The sequence below is a fragment of the Rhizobium sp. 768_B6_N1_8 genome (assembly GCF_051811225.1).
Classification (GTDB): Bacteria; Pseudomonadota; Alphaproteobacteria; order Rhizobiales; family Rhizobiaceae; genus Rhizobium.
In genome coordinates this window covers 1463173-1482730 of record NZ_JBPWPV010000001.1, presented here as the reverse complement: position 1 = coordinate 1482730, position 19558 = coordinate 1463173, and the positions used below count along the sequence as shown (strand labels likewise).

22 protein-coding genes and 2 tRNA genes are annotated in these 19558 nt (G+C 58.4%); 10 read left to right on the top strand and 14 right to left on the bottom strand.

The features are described from left to right. Nucleotides 1-48: 48 nt before the first annotated feature. Genes AB8B33_RS07625 through AB8B33_RS07615 form a run of 3 tightly spaced genes read left to right on the top strand, consistent with a single transcriptional unit; the run spans nt 49 to nt 2084 of the window. Nucleotides 49-1251, top strand: a complete 1203-nt coding sequence (locus tag AB8B33_RS07625) for a GNAT family N-acetyltransferase (RefSeq protein WP_113322795.1) — start codon at nt 49-51, stop codon at nt 1249-1251. A 54-nt stretch (nt 1252-1305) separates the two neighbouring features. Beyond that, nucleotides 1306-1734 carry an HIT family protein gene (locus AB8B33_RS07620; protein WP_439014870.1) on the top strand — a complete coding sequence of 143 codons (429 nt, stop codon included), beginning with the start codon at nt 1306-1308 and terminating at the stop codon, nt 1732-1734. 59 nt (nt 1735-1793) lie between these two features. After that, nucleotides 1794-2084, top strand: coding sequence for a Dabb family protein (locus AB8B33_RS07615; RefSeq protein WP_439014869.1), 291 nt, complete (start codon nt 1794-1796; stop codon nt 2082-2084). Nucleotides 2085-2230: 146 nt separating this feature from the next. Here the strand turns inward: AB8B33_RS07615 and clpA are convergent, their stop codons facing one another. The 6 genes from clpA to AB8B33_RS07585 form a co-directional block, all read right to left on the bottom strand. After that, the gene (gene clpA / locus AB8B33_RS07610) at nt 2231-4723 is read right to left on the bottom strand and encodes an ATP-dependent Clp protease ATP-binding subunit ClpA (protein ID WP_439014868.1); all 2493 of its coding nucleotides are present in this window, start codon (nt 4721-4723) and stop codon (nt 2231-2233) included. A 10-nt stretch (nt 4724-4733) separates the two neighbouring features. After that, entirely contained in the window at nt 4734-5084 is a 351-nt protein-coding gene (clpS, locus tag AB8B33_RS07605; protein WP_037072724.1) for an ATP-dependent Clp protease adapter ClpS, read from the bottom strand. Nucleotides 5085-5347: 263 nt separating this feature from the next. After that, the gene (locus AB8B33_RS07600) at nt 5348-5716 is read right to left on the bottom strand and encodes a phasin family protein (RefSeq protein WP_007827401.1); all 369 of its coding nucleotides are present in this window, start codon (nt 5714-5716) and stop codon (nt 5348-5350) included. Between the two features lie 284 nt (nt 5717-6000). Next, nucleotides 6001-6204 (bottom strand): DUF3126 family protein, encoded by a 204-nt coding sequence (locus tag AB8B33_RS07595; RefSeq protein WP_007827403.1) that lies wholly within the window; start codon nt 6202-6204, stop codon nt 6001-6003. Between the two features lie 138 nt (nt 6205-6342). Continuing rightward, the gene (cysE, locus tag AB8B33_RS07590; protein ID WP_007827405.1) at nt 6343-7176 is read right to left on the bottom strand and encodes a serine O-acetyltransferase; all 834 of its coding nucleotides are present in this window, start codon (nt 7174-7176) and stop codon (nt 6343-6345) included. A 132-nt stretch (nt 7177-7308) separates the two neighbouring features. Further along, complete coding sequence (locus AB8B33_RS07585) at nt 7309-8094, bottom strand: alpha/beta fold hydrolase (RefSeq protein WP_439014867.1); 786 nt, start codon at nt 8092-8094, stop codon at nt 7309-7311. A gap of 147 nt (nt 8095-8241) precedes the next feature. On the opposite strand from AB8B33_RS07585, the gene AB8B33_RS07580 reads away from it, so the two are divergent. Continuing rightward, nucleotides 8242-8487 (top strand): zinc-finger domain-containing protein, encoded by a 246-nt coding sequence (locus tag AB8B33_RS07580; RefSeq protein ID WP_113322789.1) that lies wholly within the window; start codon nt 8242-8244, stop codon nt 8485-8487. 28 nt (nt 8488-8515) lie between these two features. After that, the gene (locus AB8B33_RS07575) at nt 8516-9664 is read left to right on the top strand and encodes an FAD-dependent monooxygenase (RefSeq protein WP_439014866.1); all 1149 of its coding nucleotides are present in this window, start codon (nt 8516-8518) and stop codon (nt 9662-9664) included. 15 nt (nt 9665-9679) lie between these two features. Here the strand turns inward: AB8B33_RS07575 and AB8B33_RS07570 are convergent, their stop codons facing one another. Next, nucleotides 9680-10870 carry a cystathionine beta-lyase gene (locus AB8B33_RS07570; RefSeq protein WP_439014865.1) on the bottom strand — a complete coding sequence of 397 codons (1191 nt, stop codon included), beginning with the start codon at nt 10868-10870 and terminating at the stop codon, nt 9680-9682. Nucleotides 10871-11248: 378 nt separating this feature from the next. Between AB8B33_RS07570 and AB8B33_RS07565 the strand changes: the two genes are divergently transcribed. From AB8B33_RS07565 to AB8B33_RS07550, 4 genes are all read left to right on the top strand, one after another. Further along, entirely contained in the window at nt 11249-12274 is a 1026-nt protein-coding gene (locus AB8B33_RS07565) for an amino acid ABC transporter substrate-binding protein (RefSeq protein WP_113322785.1), read from the top strand. Nucleotides 12275-12376: 102 nt separating this feature from the next. Then, nucleotides 12377-13579: an amino acid ABC transporter permease gene (locus AB8B33_RS07560; RefSeq protein ID WP_113322783.1), complete on the top strand. Its 1203-nt coding sequence runs from the start codon at nt 12377-12379 to the stop codon at nt 13577-13579. Nucleotide 13580: 1 nt separating this feature from the next. Next, nucleotides 13581-14726 carry an amino acid ABC transporter permease gene (locus tag AB8B33_RS07555; protein ID WP_113322781.1) on the top strand — a complete coding sequence of 382 codons (1146 nt, stop codon included), beginning with the start codon at nt 13581-13583 and terminating at the stop codon, nt 14724-14726. A gap of 15 nt (nt 14727-14741) precedes the next feature. Next, nucleotides 14742-15515 carry an amino acid ABC transporter ATP-binding protein gene (locus tag AB8B33_RS07550; protein WP_007827421.1) on the top strand — a complete coding sequence of 258 codons (774 nt, stop codon included), beginning with the start codon at nt 14742-14744 and terminating at the stop codon, nt 15513-15515. A gap of 59 nt (nt 15516-15574) precedes the next feature. Here AB8B33_RS07550 and AB8B33_RS07545 read toward each other — a convergent pair whose 3' ends face one another. Both AB8B33_RS07545 and AB8B33_RS07540 read right to left on the bottom strand, forming a co-directional pair. Then, nucleotides 15575-15913, bottom strand: coding sequence for a hypothetical protein (locus AB8B33_RS07545; RefSeq protein WP_439014864.1), 339 nt, complete (start codon nt 15911-15913; stop codon nt 15575-15577). Between the two features lie 191 nt (nt 15914-16104). Then, nucleotides 16105-16278: a hypothetical protein gene (locus AB8B33_RS07540; RefSeq protein WP_439014863.1), complete on the bottom strand. Its 174-nt coding sequence runs from the start codon at nt 16276-16278 to the stop codon at nt 16105-16107. A gap of 188 nt (nt 16279-16466) precedes the next feature. Between AB8B33_RS07540 and AB8B33_RS07535 the strand changes: the two genes are divergently transcribed. After that, nucleotides 16467-16991, top strand: a complete 525-nt coding sequence (locus AB8B33_RS07535; RefSeq protein ID WP_439014862.1) for a DUF992 domain-containing protein — start codon at nt 16467-16469, stop codon at nt 16989-16991. 148 nt (nt 16992-17139) lie between these two features. Here the strand turns inward: AB8B33_RS07535 and AB8B33_RS07530 are convergent. The 5 genes from AB8B33_RS07530 to AB8B33_RS07510 all read right to left on the bottom strand — a co-directional run bounded on the left by AB8B33_RS07530 (nt 17140) and on the right by AB8B33_RS07510 (nt 19424). Next, nucleotides 17140-17216 (bottom strand) — tRNA-Arg (locus AB8B33_RS07530). 57 nt (nt 17217-17273) lie between these two features. Beyond that, a complete protein-coding gene (locus AB8B33_RS07525; RefSeq protein ID WP_310383286.1) occupies nt 17274-17579 on the bottom strand; it encodes an ETC complex I subunit in 306 nt (101 codons plus the stop codon). Between the two features lie 618 nt (nt 17580-18197). Then, nucleotides 18198-18274: transfer RNA gene (locus AB8B33_RS07520), tRNA-Pro, on the bottom strand. Between the two features lie 83 nt (nt 18275-18357). Continuing rightward, the gene (locus tag AB8B33_RS07515; RefSeq protein ID WP_439014861.1) at nt 18358-18846 is read right to left on the bottom strand and encodes a DUF192 domain-containing protein; all 489 of its coding nucleotides are present in this window, start codon (nt 18844-18846) and stop codon (nt 18358-18360) included. After that, entirely contained in the window at nt 18846-19424 is a 579-nt protein-coding gene (locus AB8B33_RS07510) for a cold-shock protein (protein ID WP_007827433.1), read from the bottom strand. The genes AB8B33_RS07515 and AB8B33_RS07510 overlap by 1 nt, the downstream gene beginning before the upstream one ends. Nucleotides 19425-19558 lie beyond the last annotated feature (134 nt).

The following is a 19558-nucleotide window of genomic DNA, read 5'->3' as shown; positions in this document are numbered from 1 at the left end:
GACTGGGAGGGAGCCAACTCCCTCCCCCAACGGCTTCGCATTTGCTTCATGACAGACGAATCGTCAGACGAACTTTCCATCCGCATCGAGCGATCATTCACCGCAATTTCCCCCGACCGCTGGTCCAGGCTTTCGGGAGCATCGAAGACGTGCGACAGCGTCGCCTATAATCCCTTCGTCTCGCATGCCTTTCTCTCGTCGCTGGAAGAATCCGGCTCTGCCACTGCGCAGACCGGCTGGCTTGGCCATCACATGCTTCTGGAGACGGACAAGGGTGAACTGGTCGGCGCCTTGCCCGGCTATCTCAAGAACCACAGTCAGGGCGAATATGTCTTCGATCATGGCTGGGCCGACGCTTTTGAACGGGCCGGCGGCAGCTATTATCCGAAGCTGCAGTGCTCGATCCCCTTCACGCCCGCCACCGGCCCGCGCCTGCTTGTGACCGAAGGCCTTGCCCGCCTGCCAATTCAGAATGCCATGGCGGAAAGCCTCAAGGAGGTCGTCCGACGCCTCGATATTTCCTCGGCCCATATCACTTTTGTGCCCGAGGACGAGATGCCTGTCTTCGAGACCGACGGCTATTTGCATCGCACGGACAAACAGTTCCACTTCATCAATGAAGGCTATGCCAATCACGACGCGTTCCTGGAAACGCTTGCCTCCCGCAAGCGCAAGGCACTGCGCAAGGAGCGTCGAACGGCGGTTGAGAACGGCATCACCATCGACTGGCTGACCGGCAAGGACCTGACCGAAAAAATCTGGGACCAGTTCTTCGCCTTCTACATGGATACCGGCGGCCGCAAATGGGGCCGGCCTTATTTGACGCGCAAATTCTATTCGCTGATCGGCGAGCGCATGGCCGACGACATCCTGCTCGTCATGGCCAAACGCGACGGCCGCTATGTGGCAGGCGCCATCAATTTCATCGGCGGTGATACGCTCTACGGGCGGCACTGGGGTTGCATCGAAGAACACCCCTTCCTGCATTTCGAGGTCTGCTACCATCAGGCCATCGATTTTGCGCTGGAAAAGGGCCTCAAGAAGGTGGAGGCCGGTGCCCAGGGCGAACATAAACTTGCCCGCGGCTACCTGCCGGTGACAACGCATTCCGCCCACTATATCGCCCATGCGGGATTGCGGCGCGCCGTTGCCGACTATCTCGAGCGCGAGCGGGAGGATGTCGAATATATGAATGAGATGCTTGCCGAACACACTCCCTTCCGCAAAGGCGAAAGGCTGCAGGAGGATTGACGCGCTTGGTTCCGCCGCGCTACGCGATCAAGGCAAACACGAGGAGATTTCGCCATGACCAGCGCTGCCTATGACGACAACAACATCTTCGCCAAGATCCTGCGCGGCGAGATCCCGTCGCATCGCGTCTACGAGGACGACAAGACCGTTGTCTTCATGGATGTGATGCCGCAAGCGCCGGGCCATGTTCTGGTCCTGCCGAAGGCACCTTCCCGCAATATCTTCGATGCTGATCCGGCTTCCCTTTCCCATACGATCACCGTCGTCCAGAAAGTCGCGAATGCCGTCAAGGAAGCCTTCGACGCAGATGGTGTGTTCATCGCCCAGTTCAACGAGCCGGCAGCAGGTCAGACCGTTTTCCACCTGCATTTCCATGTCATCCCGCGGCATGAGGGCGTGGCACTCAAGCCGCATTCCGGCAAGATGGAGGACGGCGCGGTGCTCGCCGCAAACGCGGAGAAAATCAAGTCGGAACTCGCGTAACGGAAGCGCCGCCTTATTTTTCGGAATACTAAATTGCTTCATCGATTTAGGAGGAAATCATGATCCGCCACACCGTTGCATTCCGCCTGAAGCAGGCTGCAGGCTCTGCCGAAGAAAAGGCTTTTCTCGATGAGGCGCTGACGCTCAAGCAGATCCCGAGCGTCAGAAATTTCGAGCAACTTCGCCAGACGAGCCCAAAGAACGATTTCACCTTCGGCTTCTCGATGGAGTTCGACGACCAGGCCGGTTACGACGCCTATAATGTCCACCCGCTGCATGTCGCCTTCGTGCGCGACCGTTGGATACCCGAGGTCGCAGACTTCCTCGAGATCGACTACGCGAAGCTCTGACATCCTGAAGCGTGTCGCTGCCACGCTTTAGGTCTTTTCTTGCCCATATCGTTATCGCAAACCACTACACGCTTTCGCGCGACATGCTTTGGAGCAAACAAAAAGGCCGCTTCGCAGCCGCCTTTTTTCATTGTCTGTTGCAAAACTTACTTCTTGCGCGGAACCTTCGGAACCGTCGAGCCCTTCTTGGGAGCATCGCGGACTTCCGGTTCAGGCTGCGGCACGGTCTTGGCCTTCGTCTTCTTGACCGGCTTGGTCTTTAGCTCGCCATCATCCTCATTGACCGCTCCCGGATGAACCAGTTCGGCTTCCGGCTTCGGCTTGATAGGTGCTGTTTCCGGAATGGCTTCCAGAATGAGGCCCGGCTTGCCATCTTCCTTCGGGCCGACGGTGACGTTGACGACGCCGCCCTTCTTCAGCTTGCCGAAGAGGATTTCGTTCGCCAGCGGCTTCTTGATGTTTTCCTGGATCACGCGGGACAGCGGGCGGGCACCCATCTTCTCGTCGTAACCCTTTTCTGACAGCCAGGCGATCGCATCCTCGTGCAGGTCGAAGGTGACGTTGCGTTCGGAGAGCTGAGCTTCCAGCTGCATAATGAACTTCTGCACGACCTTGTGGATAACGGCCGTCGGCAGCGCCGCGAACGGGATGATCGCGTCGAGACGGTTGCGGAACTCCGGCGTGAACAGGCGGGTCAGAGCCTCTTCGTCTTCGCCGGTGCGCTTGGACGAACCGAAGCCGATGGCGGCCTTGGCCATTTCCGAAGCGCCCGCATTGGTCGTCATGATCAAGATGACGTTGCGGAAGTCGATCTTCTTGCCGTTATGGTCAGTCAGCGTACCGTGGTCCATGACCTGCAGCAGGATATTGTAGATATCCGGATGCGCCTTTTCGATTTCGTCGAGCAGGACCACGCAATGCGGATGCTGGTCGACGCCATCGGTCAAGAGGCCGCCCTGGTCGAAGCCGACATAGCCGGGAGGTGCACCGAGCAGACGGGAAACCGTATGCCGCTCCATGTATTCCGACATATCGAAGCGCAGAATCTCGACGCCCAGCGAGGCGGCAAGCTGCTTGGCGACTTCCGTCTTGCCGACGCCGGTGGGACCGGAGAAGACATAGGCACCGATCGGCTTGTTCGGCTCGCGGAGGCCCGCGCGTGCCAGTTTGATCGCGGTGGACAGGGCTTCGATTGCCACATCCTGACCATAGACGACCGAGCGCAGTTCCTGCTCAAGATTGGCAAGAACGGCTTCGTCGTCCTTCGAGACGGTTTTTGCCGGGATGCGGGCCATCGTCGCAATCGTCGCTTCGATCTCCTTTTCGGTGATCAGCTTGCGGCGCTTGGACGGCGGCAAGAGCATCTGGGCGGCACCGGTCTCGTCGATGACGTCGATCGCCTTATCGGGCAGCTTGCGGTCCGAAATGTAACGGGCCGACAGCTCGACGGCCTGCTTGATCGCCTCGTTCGAGTAGCGCAGATGGTGGTACTCTTCGAAATAGGGCTTCAGACCCTTCATGATCTCGATCGCATCATCGATCGACGGCTCATTGACGTCGATCTTCTGGAAGCGGCGGACCAGAGCTCGGTCCTTCTCGAAGAACTGGCGGTATTCCTTGTAGGTGGTCGAACCGATGCAGCGGATCGCGCCCGAAGACAGAGCCGGCTTCAGGAGGTTCGATGCATCCATGGCTCCGCCCGACGTTGCACCAGCACCGATGACGGTGTGGATTTCGTCGATGAAGAGCACGGCGCCCGGATATTCTTCCAGTTCCTTGACGACCTGCTTCAGGCGCTCTTCGAAGTCACCGCGATAGCGGGTGCCGGCAAGCAGCGTGCCCATATCGAGCGAGAAGATCGTGGCATCGGCCAGAGCTTCCGGAACCTTGCCTTCGACGATGCGCTTGGCAAGGCCTTCAGCGATAGCGGTCTTGCCGACGCCGGGATCACCGACGTAGAGCGGGTTGTTCTTGGAGCGGCGGCACAGGATCTGGATGGTCCGGTTCACCTCGGCGTGACGGCCGATCAGCGGGTCGATCTTGCCGCCCTTGGCCTTCTCGTTGAGGTTTACGCAGTAGGCCTTCAGCGCATCCTGCTGCTTCTTCGGCCCGCTTTCTTCCTCGTTGCCGCCGCGTGCGGTCGGCTTGGATTCGGACTCGTCCTCAGCGCCGCGCGGCGGCCGGCTTTCGGAAACGCCGGGGCGCTTGCCGATGCCGTGGGAGATATAGTTGACGGCGTCGTAGCGGGTCATTTCCTGTTCCTGCAGGAAATAGGCAGCATGGCTTTCGCGCTCGGCGAAGATCGCAACGAGCACGTTGGCGCCGGTCACTTCCTCGCGGCCGGAAGACTGGACATGGATCACCGCGCGCTGGATGACGCGCTGGAAACCTGACGTCGGCTTGGAGTCTTCGTCATAACCGGTGACCAGGTTGGAGAGTTCGTTATCGACATATTCCAGGAGCGTTTTACGAAGCGCGTCGAGGTCGACATTGCAGGCACCCATGACCGCGGCCGCATCGGCATCGTCGATCAGGGCGAGCAGCAGATGCTCGAGCGTCGCATATTCATGGTGCCGCTCGTTGGCAAAGGTCAGTGCCTGATGGAGCGCCTTCTCAAGACTAGGCGAAAATGTTGGCACGTTCAGTTCCTCACTTCTTTTCCATGACGCATTGCAGCGGATGCTGGTGCTGCCGGGCAAAGTCCATCACCTGGCTCACCTTGGTTTCCGCTACCTCGTATGTGAATATTCCGCATTCGCCGACGCCGTGGTTATGGACATGCAGCATGATGCGGGTGGCACTTTCCCGATCCTTCTGAAAAAAACGCTCCAGGATATGGATGACGAATTCCATTGGGGTGTAGTCGTCATTCAAAAGCAGTACGCGATAGAGATTAGGCTTCTTGGTCTTCGGCTTGGTGCGCGTGATGACCGAGGTTCGATTTCCGTTATCCCCGTTCCTTTCGCTGTCGTTTTGCATCCGGATCGGTCTGGCGATCATTGTCATTCATTCCTCAATCAATCCGGCAGGCAGCATGGGAGGGGTGCTTTCCCGACGAATATCTGAAACCCTAAGGTAGTTCATAATAGAGCGATTTTAAGCCCCTTGTTTCCGACTGCAATCACAATTCCGCAGGACTTGACGCAAAGGCCAAAAAAGTCTGCGTAAAAACCAGGGCGCGCTTCGGGAAACAAAAAAGACCGGCCGCAAATGCGGTGCCGGTCTTTGATTTTCAATAGGCGGCGCGCAACGCGCCACAAGATTTATGCGGCGGCGGGGGCTACCGGAGTGGCTTTCGAGACCTTGGCGGCAGCGGCGGCCATCGGTGCTTCGTAGGGCTTGTAAGCATTTTTGGCGAGGTCGGCATACATTTCGCCGAGCTTGGTCGCTTCGGAAACAAAAGCCTCATAGGAAGACTTCGCATAATTGGTCTGCAATTCGAAGGCCGCCTCGAAGCTCTTTAGGCCTGACAGCGTCTCGAAATGGGTGACGGCATCCTGGAAGGACTTCTTTGAATATTCGGCCGCCTCGGAGGCAATCGCCTGGAAACCCTTGGCAGTATCGGAATAGCTCTTGAGCATCGAATCTACGGCTTCCTTGCTCTTCCGGTTTGTATCGTCGAAATTGAACATGACCATCCTCCAATTGGCAGTTGCAAGCAGAGGGTAGCTGCAACGCACAAAGAGTCAAGTAGTCTTGTGCATCGCAAAACACCCAATGGTTGCACCCGCTGTCAGCGCTAAAGACCGGATTTTTGGGCACGTTCGTCTTTTATTGATTTTGCTAAAATATATCAGGCGACTGCAACCACAGGGTTAGCAGAAATTTTAGTGAACCAGCGTATTTGGCGATCGGCGCAAACAAAAAAGCCGTGTATCGCCTGGCGATCCACGGCTTTTGATCGATGTGACGGCGATCAGAGATCGACGTCGAGAATTGCCATCGAGAAATTGTAGGAACGGTCGCCGTCCTCGTCATCGATGTAGATGACACCCAGAAATTCTTCGCCAATGTAGACTTCCGCGGAGTCGTTCTTGCGCGGACGCGCCTTCACCACGATCTGCGGGTTCAGCGTGCGTTTGAAATAGGCGTCGAGCTTCTTGATTTCTTCAGGCTTCACTCTTTTGATCTCCGTAAGCGATCTCGGTTGGCCGCTTCTTGCACAGGTAAAGCTGCGCTGTAAAGGTCGCGAGCTCGTGTTAGCAGTGACTGTCTCCACCGGGATCTAGGCGCTTTTACGCATTTTTCCAATGAAGGCTCAGATATCGGCGCCGATAACCTGATCCATCACCCGGGCAGGCTCGGAACAGCCCGCTTCACCGACGACCTTGGCGGGCACGCCTGCCACCGTGGTCTTTGGCGGCACCGCCTTCAGGACGACGGAGCCGGCAGCGACGCGCGAACAGAAGCCGATCTCGATATTGCCGAGGATCTTTGCGCCTGCGCCGATCATGACGCCCGTGCCGATCTTCGGGTGACGATCGGCCCCCTCCTTGCCGGTGCCGCCGAGCGTCACACCATGCAGGATGGAGACGTTATCGCCGATAACAGCCGTTTCGCCGACGACGAGGCCGGTCGCGTGGTCGAGGAAGATACCCTTACCGATGCGAGCGGCCGGATTGATGTCCGTCTGGAAGACGCTGGAGGAGCGGCTCTGCAAGTAAAGCGCGAAGTCGCGCCGGCCGCGGTTCAGCAGCCAATGCGCCAGCCGGTGCGTCTGCAGCGCGTGGAAGCCCTTGAAGTACAGAACGGCTTCCATGAAGCGCAGGCAAGCGGGGTCACGATCATAGACTGCCTGGATATCCACGCGCAGGATCGAGCTCCATTCCGGCCAGTCCTCGAGCATTTCCTCAAAGGTCTGGCGCAGCAGGTTTGCCTGCATGTCGGGATGGTCGAGGCGCTCGCAGATGCGGTGAATGACGCATTCTTCGAGCGAGCGATGGTTGATGACCGTCGAATAAAGGAAGGCCGCCAGCACCGGATCGCTTTCCGCAGCGAGGCGCGCTTCTTCTCGCAGGCTGTCCCAGATAGGGTCCATCACCTTCAGCGGATGGGCTCCCTCCAGCGTGCGGATATCCGTCTTAGCGACCATTTCCGGCCTCCTCATTTCCCGTTGGAATGCGATTATATAGAGGAAAACGCCGATAACATAAATGGGTGCCCGCGGCACACCGGTTCAGCATGTTTTTCTTTGAAATCACGTTTATGTCACCTGCCGGGGACGTCAGCCGGCAGCGACCTTTGCGTAGAATTCCAGGACGGCCTTCTTGAACACCCGATCACCCACGGCGAGCATGTGGTCGCGGCCGGGAATATCGAGTGCTTCGGCGTGAGGCATCAGCGCTGCAAGCTCCTGGGGAGAACCGGCAATATCGTCCTTCGTCCCAACTCCGATCAGGGTGGGCGCATCGATCTTGCCCATGTCAGCGCGGGCAACCAGATCGCGCGAACCCTTGATACAGGCGGCAAGGGCTTCGCGGTCACTCTTCGTCTGCTCGGCAAAGGCGCGGAACATCTGGCCGCGCTGATGGATGACGTCGGCAAGCGACGGTGCAAGCAGCGCATCGGCGATCGGGTCCCAATCGCCCACCCCATCCGTCATCCCGATACCGAGGCCGCCGAGCACCAGCGAGCGGACGCGGTGTGGATGGGCAAGCGCCGCAAAGACGGAGATGCGGGCGCCCATGGAGTAGCCCATCAGATTGGCCTCGGAAATACCGAGATGATCAAGCAGCGCGATCGCGTCACCAGCCATGAACCATGGCCTGTAAGCTTCGGCATCGCGCGGCTTGTCGCTGGCGCCATGCCCTCTGTTGTCGATGGCAATGACACGGTAACCGGCATCCCCTAGGGTCTTCAGCCAGCCCGGATGAACCCAGTTGACGCTCGCCGACGAAGCAAAGCCATGGATCAGCAGCACCGGCGGGCCGGAGGGTTCACCCTCATCGAAGAAAGCGAGTTTCAGTCCATCATGGGTGAAGCTTGAAAATGCAGGCGTATTCAGGTTCATCGGGCCGTCCTTATTTGGCGAGACCATAGTCGAGCGGCCTTTCAGCGTGAAGCCAAAAACTCGCAATGGAGCCATGCTTTGGCACTACACTTTTGCTTCGAAGGCCTATAAAGTCCGCGCAGAATTTCAAAGCATTCGGAGACAGACATGGCCGGCCACAGCATTCCCCACTTCCAGAACGACGGCGGTCACCGCGTTATCGAAGTCGGCGTCAAGGAATTCATGTGCACCGGCGCATCCGCTCCCTTCGATCATCCGCATATCTTCATCGATATGGGCGAAGACAATGAGAAGGTCTGCTCCTACTGCTCGACCCTCTACCGCTACAATGCTTCGCTGAAGTCCAACCAGACAAACCCGCCCGGCTGCGTCTTCCTCGTCAAGGCGGCGTAATTTCCCCCCTCTTTAGATCGGATATCCCATGCCGGTCGAACATGCCGCCATTATCGGTGCCGGAATTGCCGGACTGACGGCTGCTCTGGCACTCTCAAGACGTGGCATCAGTTCGGATATTTTCGAACAGGCGCCCGAGCTTGCCGAGGTGGGTGCCGGCCTGCAGATCTCTCCCAATGCATCGCGCGTGCTTGCCGAACTCGGTGTGCTCGATCGGCTGACCAGCCTCTGGCTCGAGCCGCAATCCATCCGGCTGATCTCGGGCAGTTCGCTGCGCGAACTTGCAGCTGTCCCGGCCGGAAGTTTTGCCAGGAACCGCTGGGGAGCGCCCTACGGCGTCCTGCATCGCAAGACGCTTCAGAAGGCCCTGCTGGATGCCGTCAGCGCCAATCCGCTCTGCGCGCTCCATCTCGGAACACGTTTCGAATCAGACTTGCCACAGGGCCGGCGCCCGGCCGATGTCATCATCGGCGCCGATGGCGTCTGGTCCAGGCTGAGGCAGACAATACCGGGCGCCCCTGCCCCACAATTCTCCGGAAACGTCGCCTTCCGTTTTACCATCGCAGAAGCAGAGGCGCCGGGCTTTCTGGACCGCACCAGCGTCTCGGCCCTGCTCGGCTCCTCGGCGCATATGGTCTGCTATCCGCTGAAGGAAACCGGCGGCTTCAACATGGTGGCGATTACCGCCGGCAATATCGCGCCGCAGGCCTGGCAAGGCGAGCCGACACAGGCTCAGCAGGAGCTTCTGCAGTCACGCTTCCGTCGCTGGCATCCTGTTATTGCCGGTTTGCTCGGGCGGCGCAGCGACATCACCTTCTGGCCGCTTTTCGAGGCAACGCCGGGCAAATGGCAGGACGGTGACAAGATCGTGCTGATCGGCGATGCGGCACATGCCATGATGCCCTTTGCGGCACAGGGGGCCGCGATGGCGATCGAGGATGCATTCGAGCTTGCAGCCTTCCTCGCCACCCGCCCGGTTTCCGAAGCCATCTCGCTCTTTGAACGGCATCGCATGCCGCGCATCGCCAAGCTCCGCCAGCGCGGCGCTTTTAACCGTTTTGCCTATCATGCGAGCGGACCGATCCGTCTCGGCCGGGATATCGTGCTGTCGCTGAAACCGCCGCAAAGCCTCGCCGCGGATCTCGACTGGATTTACGGCTATCGCCCAGTCGGCTGATCAAATGGTGGCTGATCAGACGGCGTTTGCTGCAGCAAAGCCGCGCTCGATATCAGCCTTGAGATCAACGACATCTTCCAGACCGATCTGCAGGCGAATGACCGGACCTTCGGCCGGGGCCCTGGCGATCTCTCGGTCCGAAAGATTGACCAGTATGGCAAGGCTTTCGTAGCCGCCCCAGGAATAGCCCAGTCCGAAATAAGAGAGCGCATCGAGGAAGGCATGTGCCTTCGGCTTGACCTTTTGCGGATCGTCAACCTTCAGCACGAAGGAGAAGATGCCGCTGGCACCCTTGAAGTCGCGCTTCCATATATGGTGCGACGGGAAGCTCGGCAGGGCCGGATGCAGGACGCGGGCAACCTCTTCGCGGTTTTCGAGCCACGTGGCGATTGCCAGCGCGCTTTCGTAGTGGCGCTCCAGCCGGATCCCCATGGTGCGCAGGCCACGCAGGATCTGGTAGGAATCATCAGGCGCGCCACAAAGGCCGAGTGTGCCATGCGTTTCGATCAGCCGCGGCCAGTGCTCGGCATTGGCGGAAATGGTTCCCATCAGAATGTCGGAATGGCCCGATGGATATTTGGTCGAGGCATGGATGGACACGTCGACGCCAAAGTCCAGCGGCCGGAAATAGAGAGGTGTGGCCCAGGTGTTGTCCATCAGCACGACGGCGCCGTGTTTGTGCGCCACAGCCGCGATGGCCGGGATATCCTGCATCTCGAAAGTATTGGAGCCTGGGGCTTCGGTCAGCACGACCGTGGTGTTCGGCTTGAAGAGCGTCTCGATGGCCGCGTCGATCGCCGGATCGAAATAGTCGACCTCGACACCCATGCGCTTCAGGACCGTGTCACAGAAATGGCGCGTTGGACCGTAGACGGAATCGACGACCAGCACGTGATCGCCTGCCGCAACATAGGCCAGGATGGCGACCGTGACGGCAGCGAGGCCGGAGGGCACCAGCACAGTGCCGGCCGAGCCTTCGAGCGCATTGATCGCCTCGGCAAGGGCGTCGGTCGTCGGCGTGCCGCGGGTGCCGTATGTGTATTTCTTGTTGCGCGTCTCCATGGACTTGGCGTCGGGAAAGAGCACCGTGGACGCGCGCACCACCGGCGGATTGACGAAACCGTGATAATCCGCGGGGTCATAGCCGATATGGGAAAGACGGGTATTTATGCCGGCGCCCGGCAGGAGACTGTCTAGATCTTTCATGTTGGAAATGGCCTTCTGGCGAGGGTATGCAAAGGCCGAACTCTTGAACCCCGTCGCCATCAGGGTCAACCCCTACAACTTGACGTGATAGCCTCGCCCGCGAAGCCGCCGGCCTTTACTTCGCGATTTCAGCGCTATTTTTTTCCTCAAGCTAGAGCCCAATTTCTAGCCAAGTGCCTAGAGACGCAGCGCAATCCACCAAAATGCTGAATTTTGCCGCAATTATTGGCCGCGACACTTGACCATAGTGACATTTGCGACTGTGATAGACCCACTCGCGCCGGGAGGGTTGCGGGAAATGGGGAGGTACATGGGCTAGTTCAATCCGGCCACTCCCCGAAAAGATAAAGATAAGACAACGGAAAAAGGTTGGGAAAAATGAAGTACAAGCTCCTGTCCGCAGCAGCCGGCGCAGCAGTTTTCGCTCTTGGCGCTTCGGCCGCTTCGGCCACTACTCTCGGAGACGTAAAGGCAAAAGGTTTTGTCCAGTGCGGCGTCAACACCGGTCTTGCCGGCTTTGCTGCACCTGATGCGTCCGGCAACTGGTCGGGCTTCGACGTCGACTTCTGCCGCGCGGTTTCCGCTGCGGTCTTCGGCGATCCGACCAAAGTGAAGTTCACGCCGCTTAGCGCCGCGAACCGCTTCCCGGCCCTGCAGTCCGGCGAAGTCGACGTTCTGGCCCGCAACACGACCTGGACGATCAACCGTGATACGGCTCTCGGCCTGAACTTCCGCTTCGTCAACTACTATGACGGCCAGGGCTTCATGGTTCGCAAGAGCCTGAACGTGAAGTCGGCTCTGGAACTCTCCGGCGCATCCGTCTGCGTGCAGTCCGGCACCACCACCGAGCTCAATCTCGCCGACTACTTCAAGGCCAACAACCTCCAGTACAATCCGGTCGTCTTCGAGAAACTGGATGAGGTCAACGCCGCTTATGACTCCGGCCGTTGCGACGTCTACACGACTGACCAATCGGGCCTCTACTCGCTGCGTCTGACGCTGAAGAACCCGGACGAGCACATGATCCTGCCGGAAATCATTTCCAAGGAGCCTCTCGCCCCGGCCGTTCGCCAGGGTGACGACCAGTGGTTCGATGTCGTCAGCTGGGTCGGCTACGCGATGATCAACGCCGAAGAATTCGGTATCACGCAGGCCAATGTCGACGACATGAAGAATTCGCCGAACCCGGATATCAAGCGCTTCCTCGGCGTTGAAGCCGACACGAAGATCGGTACCGATCTCGGCCTGACCAATGACTGGGCCTACAACATCATCAAGACCGTCGGCAATTATGGCGAAGTCTTCGAAAAGAACATCGGCCAGGGGAGCCCGCTGAAGATCTCGCGCGGCCTCAACGCTCTCTGGAACAAGGGCGGCATTCAGTACGCTCCGCCGGTTCGTTAATCGGCACTACGCATGAAAAGCCGGAAAGGCGGATAACCGCCTTTCCCTCCTCCTATAAAAAAGCTCCGAAAAGGAGCGCATAACGTGGGGAATTGGCCAGGCATGACGCATCAGGTTGCGGATTCAACATCTTTGCCCAGGAGCGGCTGGAGCTTCCAGTCTGCCCTCTATGACCCGACAGTTCGGGGCATCTTCTTCCAAGTCCTTACCATTGTCTTGCTGGTCGCGCTGATCTGGTCGATTGCTCACAATACGGCAGTCAATTTGGCGCGCGCCAACATTGCATCGGGTTTCGGCTTTCTGAACGGACGCGCCGGCTTCGAAGTCGGCCAGTCGCTGATCCCGTATTCGAGTGATTCGACCTATGGCCGTGCGCTGCTCGTCGGCCTTCTGAATACTATCCTGATCGCCGTTACCGGCATCATCACTGCAACGATTATCGGCTTCGTTGTCGGTATCGGCCGTCTGTCGCGGAACTGGCTGATTGCCAAGCTCTGCACGGTCTATGTGGAAGTCTTCCGCAACATCCCGCCGCTGCTGGTGATCTTCTTCTGGTATTCGGGTGTTCTGGCGATTCTGCCCAATGCCCGTGACTCGCTGCATCTGCCTCTCGGATCATATCTGAACAATCGCGGCCTCGCCTTCCCCAAGCCGATCTTCGGCGACGGTTTCTGGCTGGTCGGCGTTGCCTTCGCTGTCGCGATCATCGCCACTATTATCACCGCACGGTGGGCGCATCGTCGGCAGGCCGCGACAGGTCAGCCGTTCCACACGATCTGGGTTTCGATCGGCCTCATCGTCGGCCTGCCGCTCATTGCATTCCTGCTCGCAGGCGCACCCCTGTCTTTTGATTTCCCGGTCGCCGGCAAGTTCAATCTGACCGGCGGTTCCGTGGTCGGCCCGGAATTCATGTCGCTTTTCCTGGCGCTTTCCTTCTACACGGCGGCCTTCATCGCCGAGATCGTGCGCTCAGGTATCCGCGGCGTGCCCAAGGGACAGACGGAGGCGGCAGCGGCACTCGGCCTGCATCCTTCGGCAATCACCCGGCTGGTCGTCATTCCGCAGGCTTTCCGCATCATCATCCCGCCGCTGAGCAGCCAGTATCTGAACCTCACCAAGAACTCGTCGCTGGCGATCGCGATCGGCTTTGCCGATCTCGTTGCTGTCGGCAGCACGACGCTGAACCAGACGGGCCAGTCCGTCGAGGTGATCCTGATCTGGGCGGTCATCTACCTCAGCCTCAGCATCGTGACCTCTCTGCTCATGAACTGGTTCAATGCCAAGATGGCGCTGGTGGAGAGATAAGATGAGCGACAGTTTCGTCAGAACCACCATACTCGCACCGGAGCCGCCTCCGGCTGGAGAAAAGGGTGCGGCAGCCTGGATACGCCGCAACCTGCTTGCGACACCCAAGGATATCATCCTCACTCTTCTGGCAGCGACCTTCCTCGCCTGGGCTCTACCGCATGCCGTTAACTGGCTGTTCGTGCAGGCGGTCTGGACAGGTCCGGACCGCACCTTCTGCGCCACGACAGTCCAGGGCGGCATTCAGCCGGATGGCTGGAGTGGTGCCTGCTGGGCCTTCGTCAATGCCAAGTTCGACCAATTCATCTACGGACGCTATCCACTCGACGAGCGCTGGCGGCCGACACTGGTCGGCATTCTCTTCGTACTCCTGCTCGTGCCGATGCTCATCCCATCTGTGCCGCGCAAGGGGCTGAATGCGATCCTGCTCTTCGTCGTGCTGCCGATCGTCTCTTTCGTCCTGCTTTATGGTGGCTTCGGCCTCGAAATCGTCGACACGCCGCTCTGGGGCGGGCTGATGGTGACGCTGGTGCTCTCTTTCGTCGGCATCGTCGTCTCCTTCCCGGTCGGTATTCTTCTAGCGCTCGGCAGACGCTCGCATATGCCTGTCATCCGCATGGTGAGCATCATTTTCATCGAGGTCGTGCGTGGCGTGCCGCTGATCACGGTTCTCTTCATGGCAAGCGTAGTGCTGCCGCTTTTCCTGCCGGCCGGCTGGACGGTGGACAAACTGCTGCGAGCGATCGTGGGTGTATCGATCTTTGCCTCCGCCTATATGGCTGAGGTCATTCGCGGCGGCCTGCAGGCCATTCCAAAGGGCCAGTTCGAGGGTGCGGATTCGCTTGGCCTCGGCTACTGGCAGAAGATGCGGCTGATCATCATGCCGCAAGCGATCAAGCTCGTGATCCCCGGCATCGTCAACACCTTCATCGGGATGTTCAAGGACACGTCACTGGTATCGATCATCAGCATGTTCGACCTGCTTGGTATCGTTCGCCTCAACTTCACCGATGCCAATTGGGCAACGGCTGTGACGCCGCTGTCCGGGCTGATTTTCGCCGGCTTCACCTTCTGGCTTTTCTGCTTCGGCATGTCGCGCTATTCAGCATTCATGGAACGCCATCTCGACACCGGCCACAAACGATAAGAATAGGAACCCGCAATGGCAGAGCCTCTCACCAAGAAATTGACCGTGTCGGCGACCGATGTGGCCGTCGAGATCATCAACATGAACAAGTGGTACGGCGACTTCCACGTTCTTCGCGACATCAACCTCAAGGTCATGCGCGGCGAGCGCATCGTCATCGCCGGCCCTTCGGGTTCAGGCAAGTCGACGATGATCCGCTGCATCAACCGTCTGGAAGAGCACCAGAAGGGCCGGATCGTGGTTGACGGCACGGAACTGACCAACGACCTGAAGAAGATCGACGAAGTGCGCCGCGAAGTCGGCATGGTGTTCCAGCATTTCAACCTTTTCCCGCATCTGACGATTCTGGAGAACTGCACGCTGGCGCCGATCTGGGTGCGCAAAATGCCGAAAAAGCAGGCCGAAGAAGTGGCCATGCATTTCTTGAAGCGCGTCAAGATCCCCGAACAGGCCAACAAATATCCAGGCCAGTTGTCGGGCGGCCAGCAGCAGCGTGTGGCGATTGCCCGTTCGCTCTGCATGAACCCGAAGATCATGCTGTTCGACGAGCCGACCTCGGCGCTCGATCCGGAAATGATCAAGGAAGTGCTGGATACGATGGTGGGCCTTGCCGAAGAAGGCATGACCATGCTCTGCGTCACCCACGAAATGGGCTTTGCCCGCCAGGTCGCGAACCGCGTGATCTTCATGGACCAGGGCCAGATCGTCGAGCAGAATTCGCCGGCCGAATTCTTCGATAATCCGCAGCATGAGCGCACCAAGCTGTTCCTCAGCCAGATCCTGCACTGATCAGGCAGATATAACATTCAAAACCCGCCGGCTGATTACCGGCGGGTTTTTCATGCGTTCTAACGGGAAGCCGTAGAGCGCAGCAGACCGAACAGCCCTGCGAGGCCAGAATCATACCCGCTGGAAACGGATATATCCCGACAGCGAACAAGCATCTTCTTCTGGTCATTGACAGACATTTCCCGGAAGCGCTGGAGCACCACTGTCGGCGTGAGGCTGCCGGACCCTACCCCGGTACCGTCGCCGGAACTCGCGCCTCCACCTGTGCTAGCGGCTCCGAGACCAAGGCCGAGATTCAAGCCATTCGGCCCGAAAAGCGCAGGGCCTGTTCCATCACCACCGCCGATGCTGGCATTGACGTTTATGCCGCTGCCCGAATTGCCAAGGGCGACGCTCATTGGATTAGCCCGTGCGAATTAAACGCGGTCAGGTTCCAAATGTTTCAGGGAAGCTGCCGAGAGAAAATCATGGTTAAAATACCCTAAAATTTACTAGATTCGTGCGTTTCAACTTGGGACAAATACCACCTTTGGATGAGGCGACTGACCTCTCGGGCCAGTCGCAAATGCCCGTTGCAATCGTCCTCACGTCAGTTGCGGCCGTCGTTCGGCCGTGACTTTCGTGCCTCGGAACTGCTGGAAGAGGCCGTCTTGCCATCGGGCTGCTGGCCGAAATAAGTCCCGCCAAGATGTCCTCCGGCACTGGTGTTCTCTACCTGCCGCTCTGTTTTCTTGCGGATTTCGTCTGCATTGGTCTTGCTCATTCTGATCTCCATTGTTTGAAAAATGGATATCTGGACAACCGATGCAGGCCGATAGAGTTCCATAAAAGATGGGTGCGGCAGCTTGGCACAGATGACTGTCGGAACCAAAATGACCGCAAAGACTTTCCTGCCTTGGTTATGACAAAGCCGACGTTATATCCTTCCTGCGATATCCAAAGGAGACGAAAATGAAAAAGATACTCGCGACCACAATCGCCGCAGCCTCGTTGCTCCAGGCTTTTGCCATGAGCGCCAGTGCGGCGGACCTGGTACGGACGGAGCCGCCGGTGGCTCCCGATGTAAGCGGGGGCGTGAAGATCGGCTATCTCGATTGCGATATCGGCGGTGGTGTCGGCTATGTGCTTGGTTCTTCCAAGCAGATCGATTGTGTCTTCCAGCCGACGAGCCGTGGCGAATCGCCTGAACATTACAGCGGTGCTTTGCGCAAGTTCGGCGTGGATCTCGGCTTCACCACGCGTGGTCGTCTGCTTTGGGCCGTCTTCGCGCCGACAGCCGGCTATCACCGCGGCTCGCTGGCCGGCCTCTACCAGGGTGCGACCGCTGAAGCCACGCTTGTCGGCGGCCTCGGCACCAACGTCCTCTTTGGCGGCACTTCCGGTTCGATCCATCTTCAGACGATCAGCGTCACGGGCCAGCTTGGCCTCAATGTTGCCGCGACAGGCACGTCCATGACGCTGTCGCCCGAGGGTTAAGGCAGCAAGAGCCAATAAAACAAAGGCCGGCGGCGCGTCGTCATATCCGATGCGCCGCCGGCTTGTTGTTGTTACCGATTCTAATGCTGCCCTTGGCCACGAACAGAGTTCATAGTCATGTCGCGATATCTAGAAAATTCTGAAAAAGTGGCGACCCCTGCAGGACTCGAACCTGCGACCTGCTGCTTAGAAGGCAGCTGCTCTATCCAGTTGAGCTAAGGGGCCGTCTCGCATGTCGCGATCCCGCGACATGCGGCATATTTGTCTTGAACCGCGTACGGATCAATGCGTCCAGGGCTGGGTGCGGGTATAGCGGAAATTATCCGGATAAGCGACGACCTGACGGATGGGATCCTTCGGAGCAATCACGCGGTATTCGATGCCGCTGCGCTTGGCATAGGCTTCTGCGAGTTCCTGCGTTTCGAAGGTCAGCTTGACCTGCTGGCGCATGTCGCCTGACGAGGTGTAGCCCATGATCGGATCGATCTTGCGCGGCTGCTCCTGATCGAATTCCAGCACCCAGAGATGGGTCTTTGCCTTACCGGACTGCATTGCGGTCTTGGCCGGACGATAGATCTTAGCAGACATGCTGCAGTGCCTCCGATATGCGGGCGGCGCCCGCCTTTCATAAATCAACCCTGATCAGGCTCGCTTGCATATCCCAGTATGGCAGCAAGAAGTGAATTTTGATTATCCGCGAATCCTCGTCTTTTCAAGGGAAAAGCGCCGTTATCACAGCATGGACAGGTGAGCGAAACCGATTGCCGCTCCGTGCGTTTCTAATACGGAGCGCCCAAGGCGCAGCCCTCTTTGCAGCCGGGTGTGGATAAGCGGGCAATCCTGTTACACAATCCGAAATGTTTCGGATTGTTGCATGTTTTGATCGCTTTCTAATTGTTATGGCCGGCATAGGCGACTAGGGTGCCTACCAACCGTTGTGACACGGGTGAGAACTATGAGAACCTCTGCAGAATTCCACGCCATCATGATTGGAGCCAGCATCACTGCGTTTTTTTACGCGGCGATCAGTTATGCCCAATATGTCGGCCTGCTTGCTCAGGGCTGAATCACGGCACGCATAGACAGGCGTGCTTTAGCGACGTGAATGATATTGTCGCATGTTCCCGATGCCAAAATCCGCCTTGTGACGGCAACGCAACAAATTGTGGCGCCAATCTCAAATCACTAGGGATATAGGGAAAAACATGGTCGGAGTGGAGAGATTCGAACTCCCGACCCTCTGGTCCCAAACCAGATGCGCTACCAGACTGCGCTACACTCCGAGCCGTTGTTGGCAGCGGGAATACACGCTTCCCCCTGTCCTAGCAACCCCATAAATCCACCTAGGCCGGCAGATTTCACAGGCTTACTTCGCCTTTTTCGTTGTCGTGGCGCTGACGATACGATCGCCGGGGCGGATATTGAGCTTGCGGGCGATGCCGGCGTTTATCTCGACCACATATCGGACCTCACCCATCGAATCGATGATGTCGCGGGAATAGGGCGTGGCGTCTTCCTTGATATGGGTGATCACGCCCCTGTCGTCCGCAAAGAGCATGTCGAGCGGCAGGACGGTATTTTCCATCCACATGGTGACACGCCGCGATACGCCGAAATCAAAGATCATGCCGACGTTCTCGGCCATCGTCTTGCGGAACATCAGGCCGTAGGCGCGTTGGTCGCCGGTGGCAGCGATCTCTACGGTGAAGTGCAGCATTTTGCCCGCAGCCGTCTGGATGATCAGCGGTTCTCTATCGAAGTGCATGTCCTGCTGTGCAAATGCCGGCAGGGCGACCATGAAAAAAAGCGCCATGGAGGCGCTTCTCATCATCTCAACGGAGAAAAGGCTGCGCATCAGTGAGACCGGCCAACCGGGCTCGGAACGTCAGGATGGATCTCGGCAGCCATCAGGCCCTTCTCGCCGTCGCCGAAGCGCACCAGCACCACCTGGCCGGGGCGCAGTTCGGTGAGGCCGAAGCGGCGGAGCGTTTCCATGTGAACGAATATGTCTTCCGTGCCCTCACCGCGCGTCAGGAAGCCGAAACCCTTGGTGCGGTTGAACCACTTGACCAGGGCGCGCTCGAGGCCACTGGTTGCCGTGACCTGCACATGGGTGCGAACCGGAGGCATCTGCGAGGGATGGATCGCAGTCGATTGATCCATGGAGAGGATCTTGAAGGCCTGGAAGCCACGCTCGCGACGCTGGATAAGCGCGACGATTCGGGTGCCCTCAAGAATGGTCTGGTAGCCGTCGCGTCGGAGGCAGGTTACGTGCAGCAGCACATCCTGCATGCCATTGTCGGGAACGATGAAGCCAAAGCCCTTGGCCACGTCGAACCATTTCACCACGCCGGTGATTTCAACGAGGTCAACCGGTTCCCCCGACAACTCCTCAAGGTCGGTAAAGCCATTCGATGAAATCCTGTCAGCCATGTCGCCAGCCCCTCAATACGCGTCACACTGTTACGGTTAACTGATTCTTGAAATCAAGATTAACATCTTGGTAACGGATAAGCGCAAGTCCTAGTTTTCGGTTATTCCCAACTGTACATTTTATAGCGATGACT

Coding starts and splice junctions, on each gene's coding strand:
- AB8B33_RS07625 (WP_113322795.1), top strand. CDS start 49: ATGACAGACGAATCGTCAGACGAACTTTCCATCCGCATCGAGCGATCA.
- AB8B33_RS07620 (WP_439014870.1), top strand. CDS start 1,306: ATGACCAGCGCTGCCTATGACGACAACAACATCTTCGCCAAGATCCTG.
- AB8B33_RS07615 (WP_439014869.1), top strand. CDS start 1,794: ATGATCCGCCACACCGTTGCATTCCGCCTGAAGCAGGCTGCAGGCTCT.
- clpS (WP_037072724.1), bottom strand. CDS start 5,084: ATGATCGCCAGACCGATCCGGATGCAAAACGACAGCGAAAGGAACGGG.
- AB8B33_RS07600 (WP_007827401.1), bottom strand. CDS start 5,716: ATGTTCAATTTCGACGATACAAACCGGAAGAGCAAGGAAGCCGTAGAT.
- cysE (WP_007827405.1), bottom strand. CDS start 7,176: ATGGTCGCTAAGACGGATATCCGCACGCTGGAGGGAGCCCATCCGCTG.
- AB8B33_RS07585 (WP_439014867.1), bottom strand. CDS start 8,094: ATGAACCTGAATACGCCTGCATTTTCAAGCTTCACCCATGATGGACTG.
- AB8B33_RS07580 (WP_113322789.1), top strand. CDS start 8,242: ATGGCCGGCCACAGCATTCCCCACTTCCAGAACGACGGCGGTCACCGC.
- AB8B33_RS07575 (WP_439014866.1), top strand. CDS start 8,516: ATGCCGGTCGAACATGCCGCCATTATCGGTGCCGGAATTGCCGGACTG.
- AB8B33_RS07570 (WP_439014865.1), bottom strand. CDS start 10,870: ATGAAAGATCTAGACAGTCTCCTGCCGGGCGCCGGCATAAATACCCGT.
- AB8B33_RS07565 (WP_113322785.1), top strand. CDS start 11,249: ATGAAGTACAAGCTCCTGTCCGCAGCAGCCGGCGCAGCAGTTTTCGCT.
- AB8B33_RS07560 (WP_113322783.1), top strand. CDS start 12,377: ATGACGCATCAGGTTGCGGATTCAACATCTTTGCCCAGGAGCGGCTGG.
- AB8B33_RS07555 (WP_113322781.1), top strand. CDS start 13,581: ATGAGCGACAGTTTCGTCAGAACCACCATACTCGCACCGGAGCCGCCT.
- AB8B33_RS07550 (WP_007827421.1), top strand. CDS start 14,742: ATGGCAGAGCCTCTCACCAAGAAATTGACCGTGTCGGCGACCGATGTG.
- AB8B33_RS07545 (WP_439014864.1), bottom strand. CDS start 15,913: ATGAGCGTCGCCCTTGGCAATTCGGGCAGCGGCATAAACGTCAATGCC.
- AB8B33_RS07540 (WP_439014863.1), bottom strand. CDS start 16,278: ATGAGCAAGACCAATGCAGACGAAATCCGCAAGAAAACAGAGCGGCAG.
- AB8B33_RS07535 (WP_439014862.1), top strand. CDS start 16,467: ATGAAAAAGATACTCGCGACCACAATCGCCGCAGCCTCGTTGCTCCAG.
- AB8B33_RS07525 (WP_310383286.1), bottom strand. CDS start 17,579: ATGTCTGCTAAGATCTATCGTCCGGCCAAGACCGCAATGCAGTCCGGT.
- AB8B33_RS07515 (WP_439014861.1), bottom strand. CDS start 18,846: ATGCGCAGCCTTTTCTCCGTTGAGATGATGAGAAGCGCCTCCATGGCG.
- AB8B33_RS07510 (WP_007827433.1), bottom strand. CDS start 19,424: ATGGCTGACAGGATTTCATCGAATGGCTTTACCGACCTTGAGGAGTTG.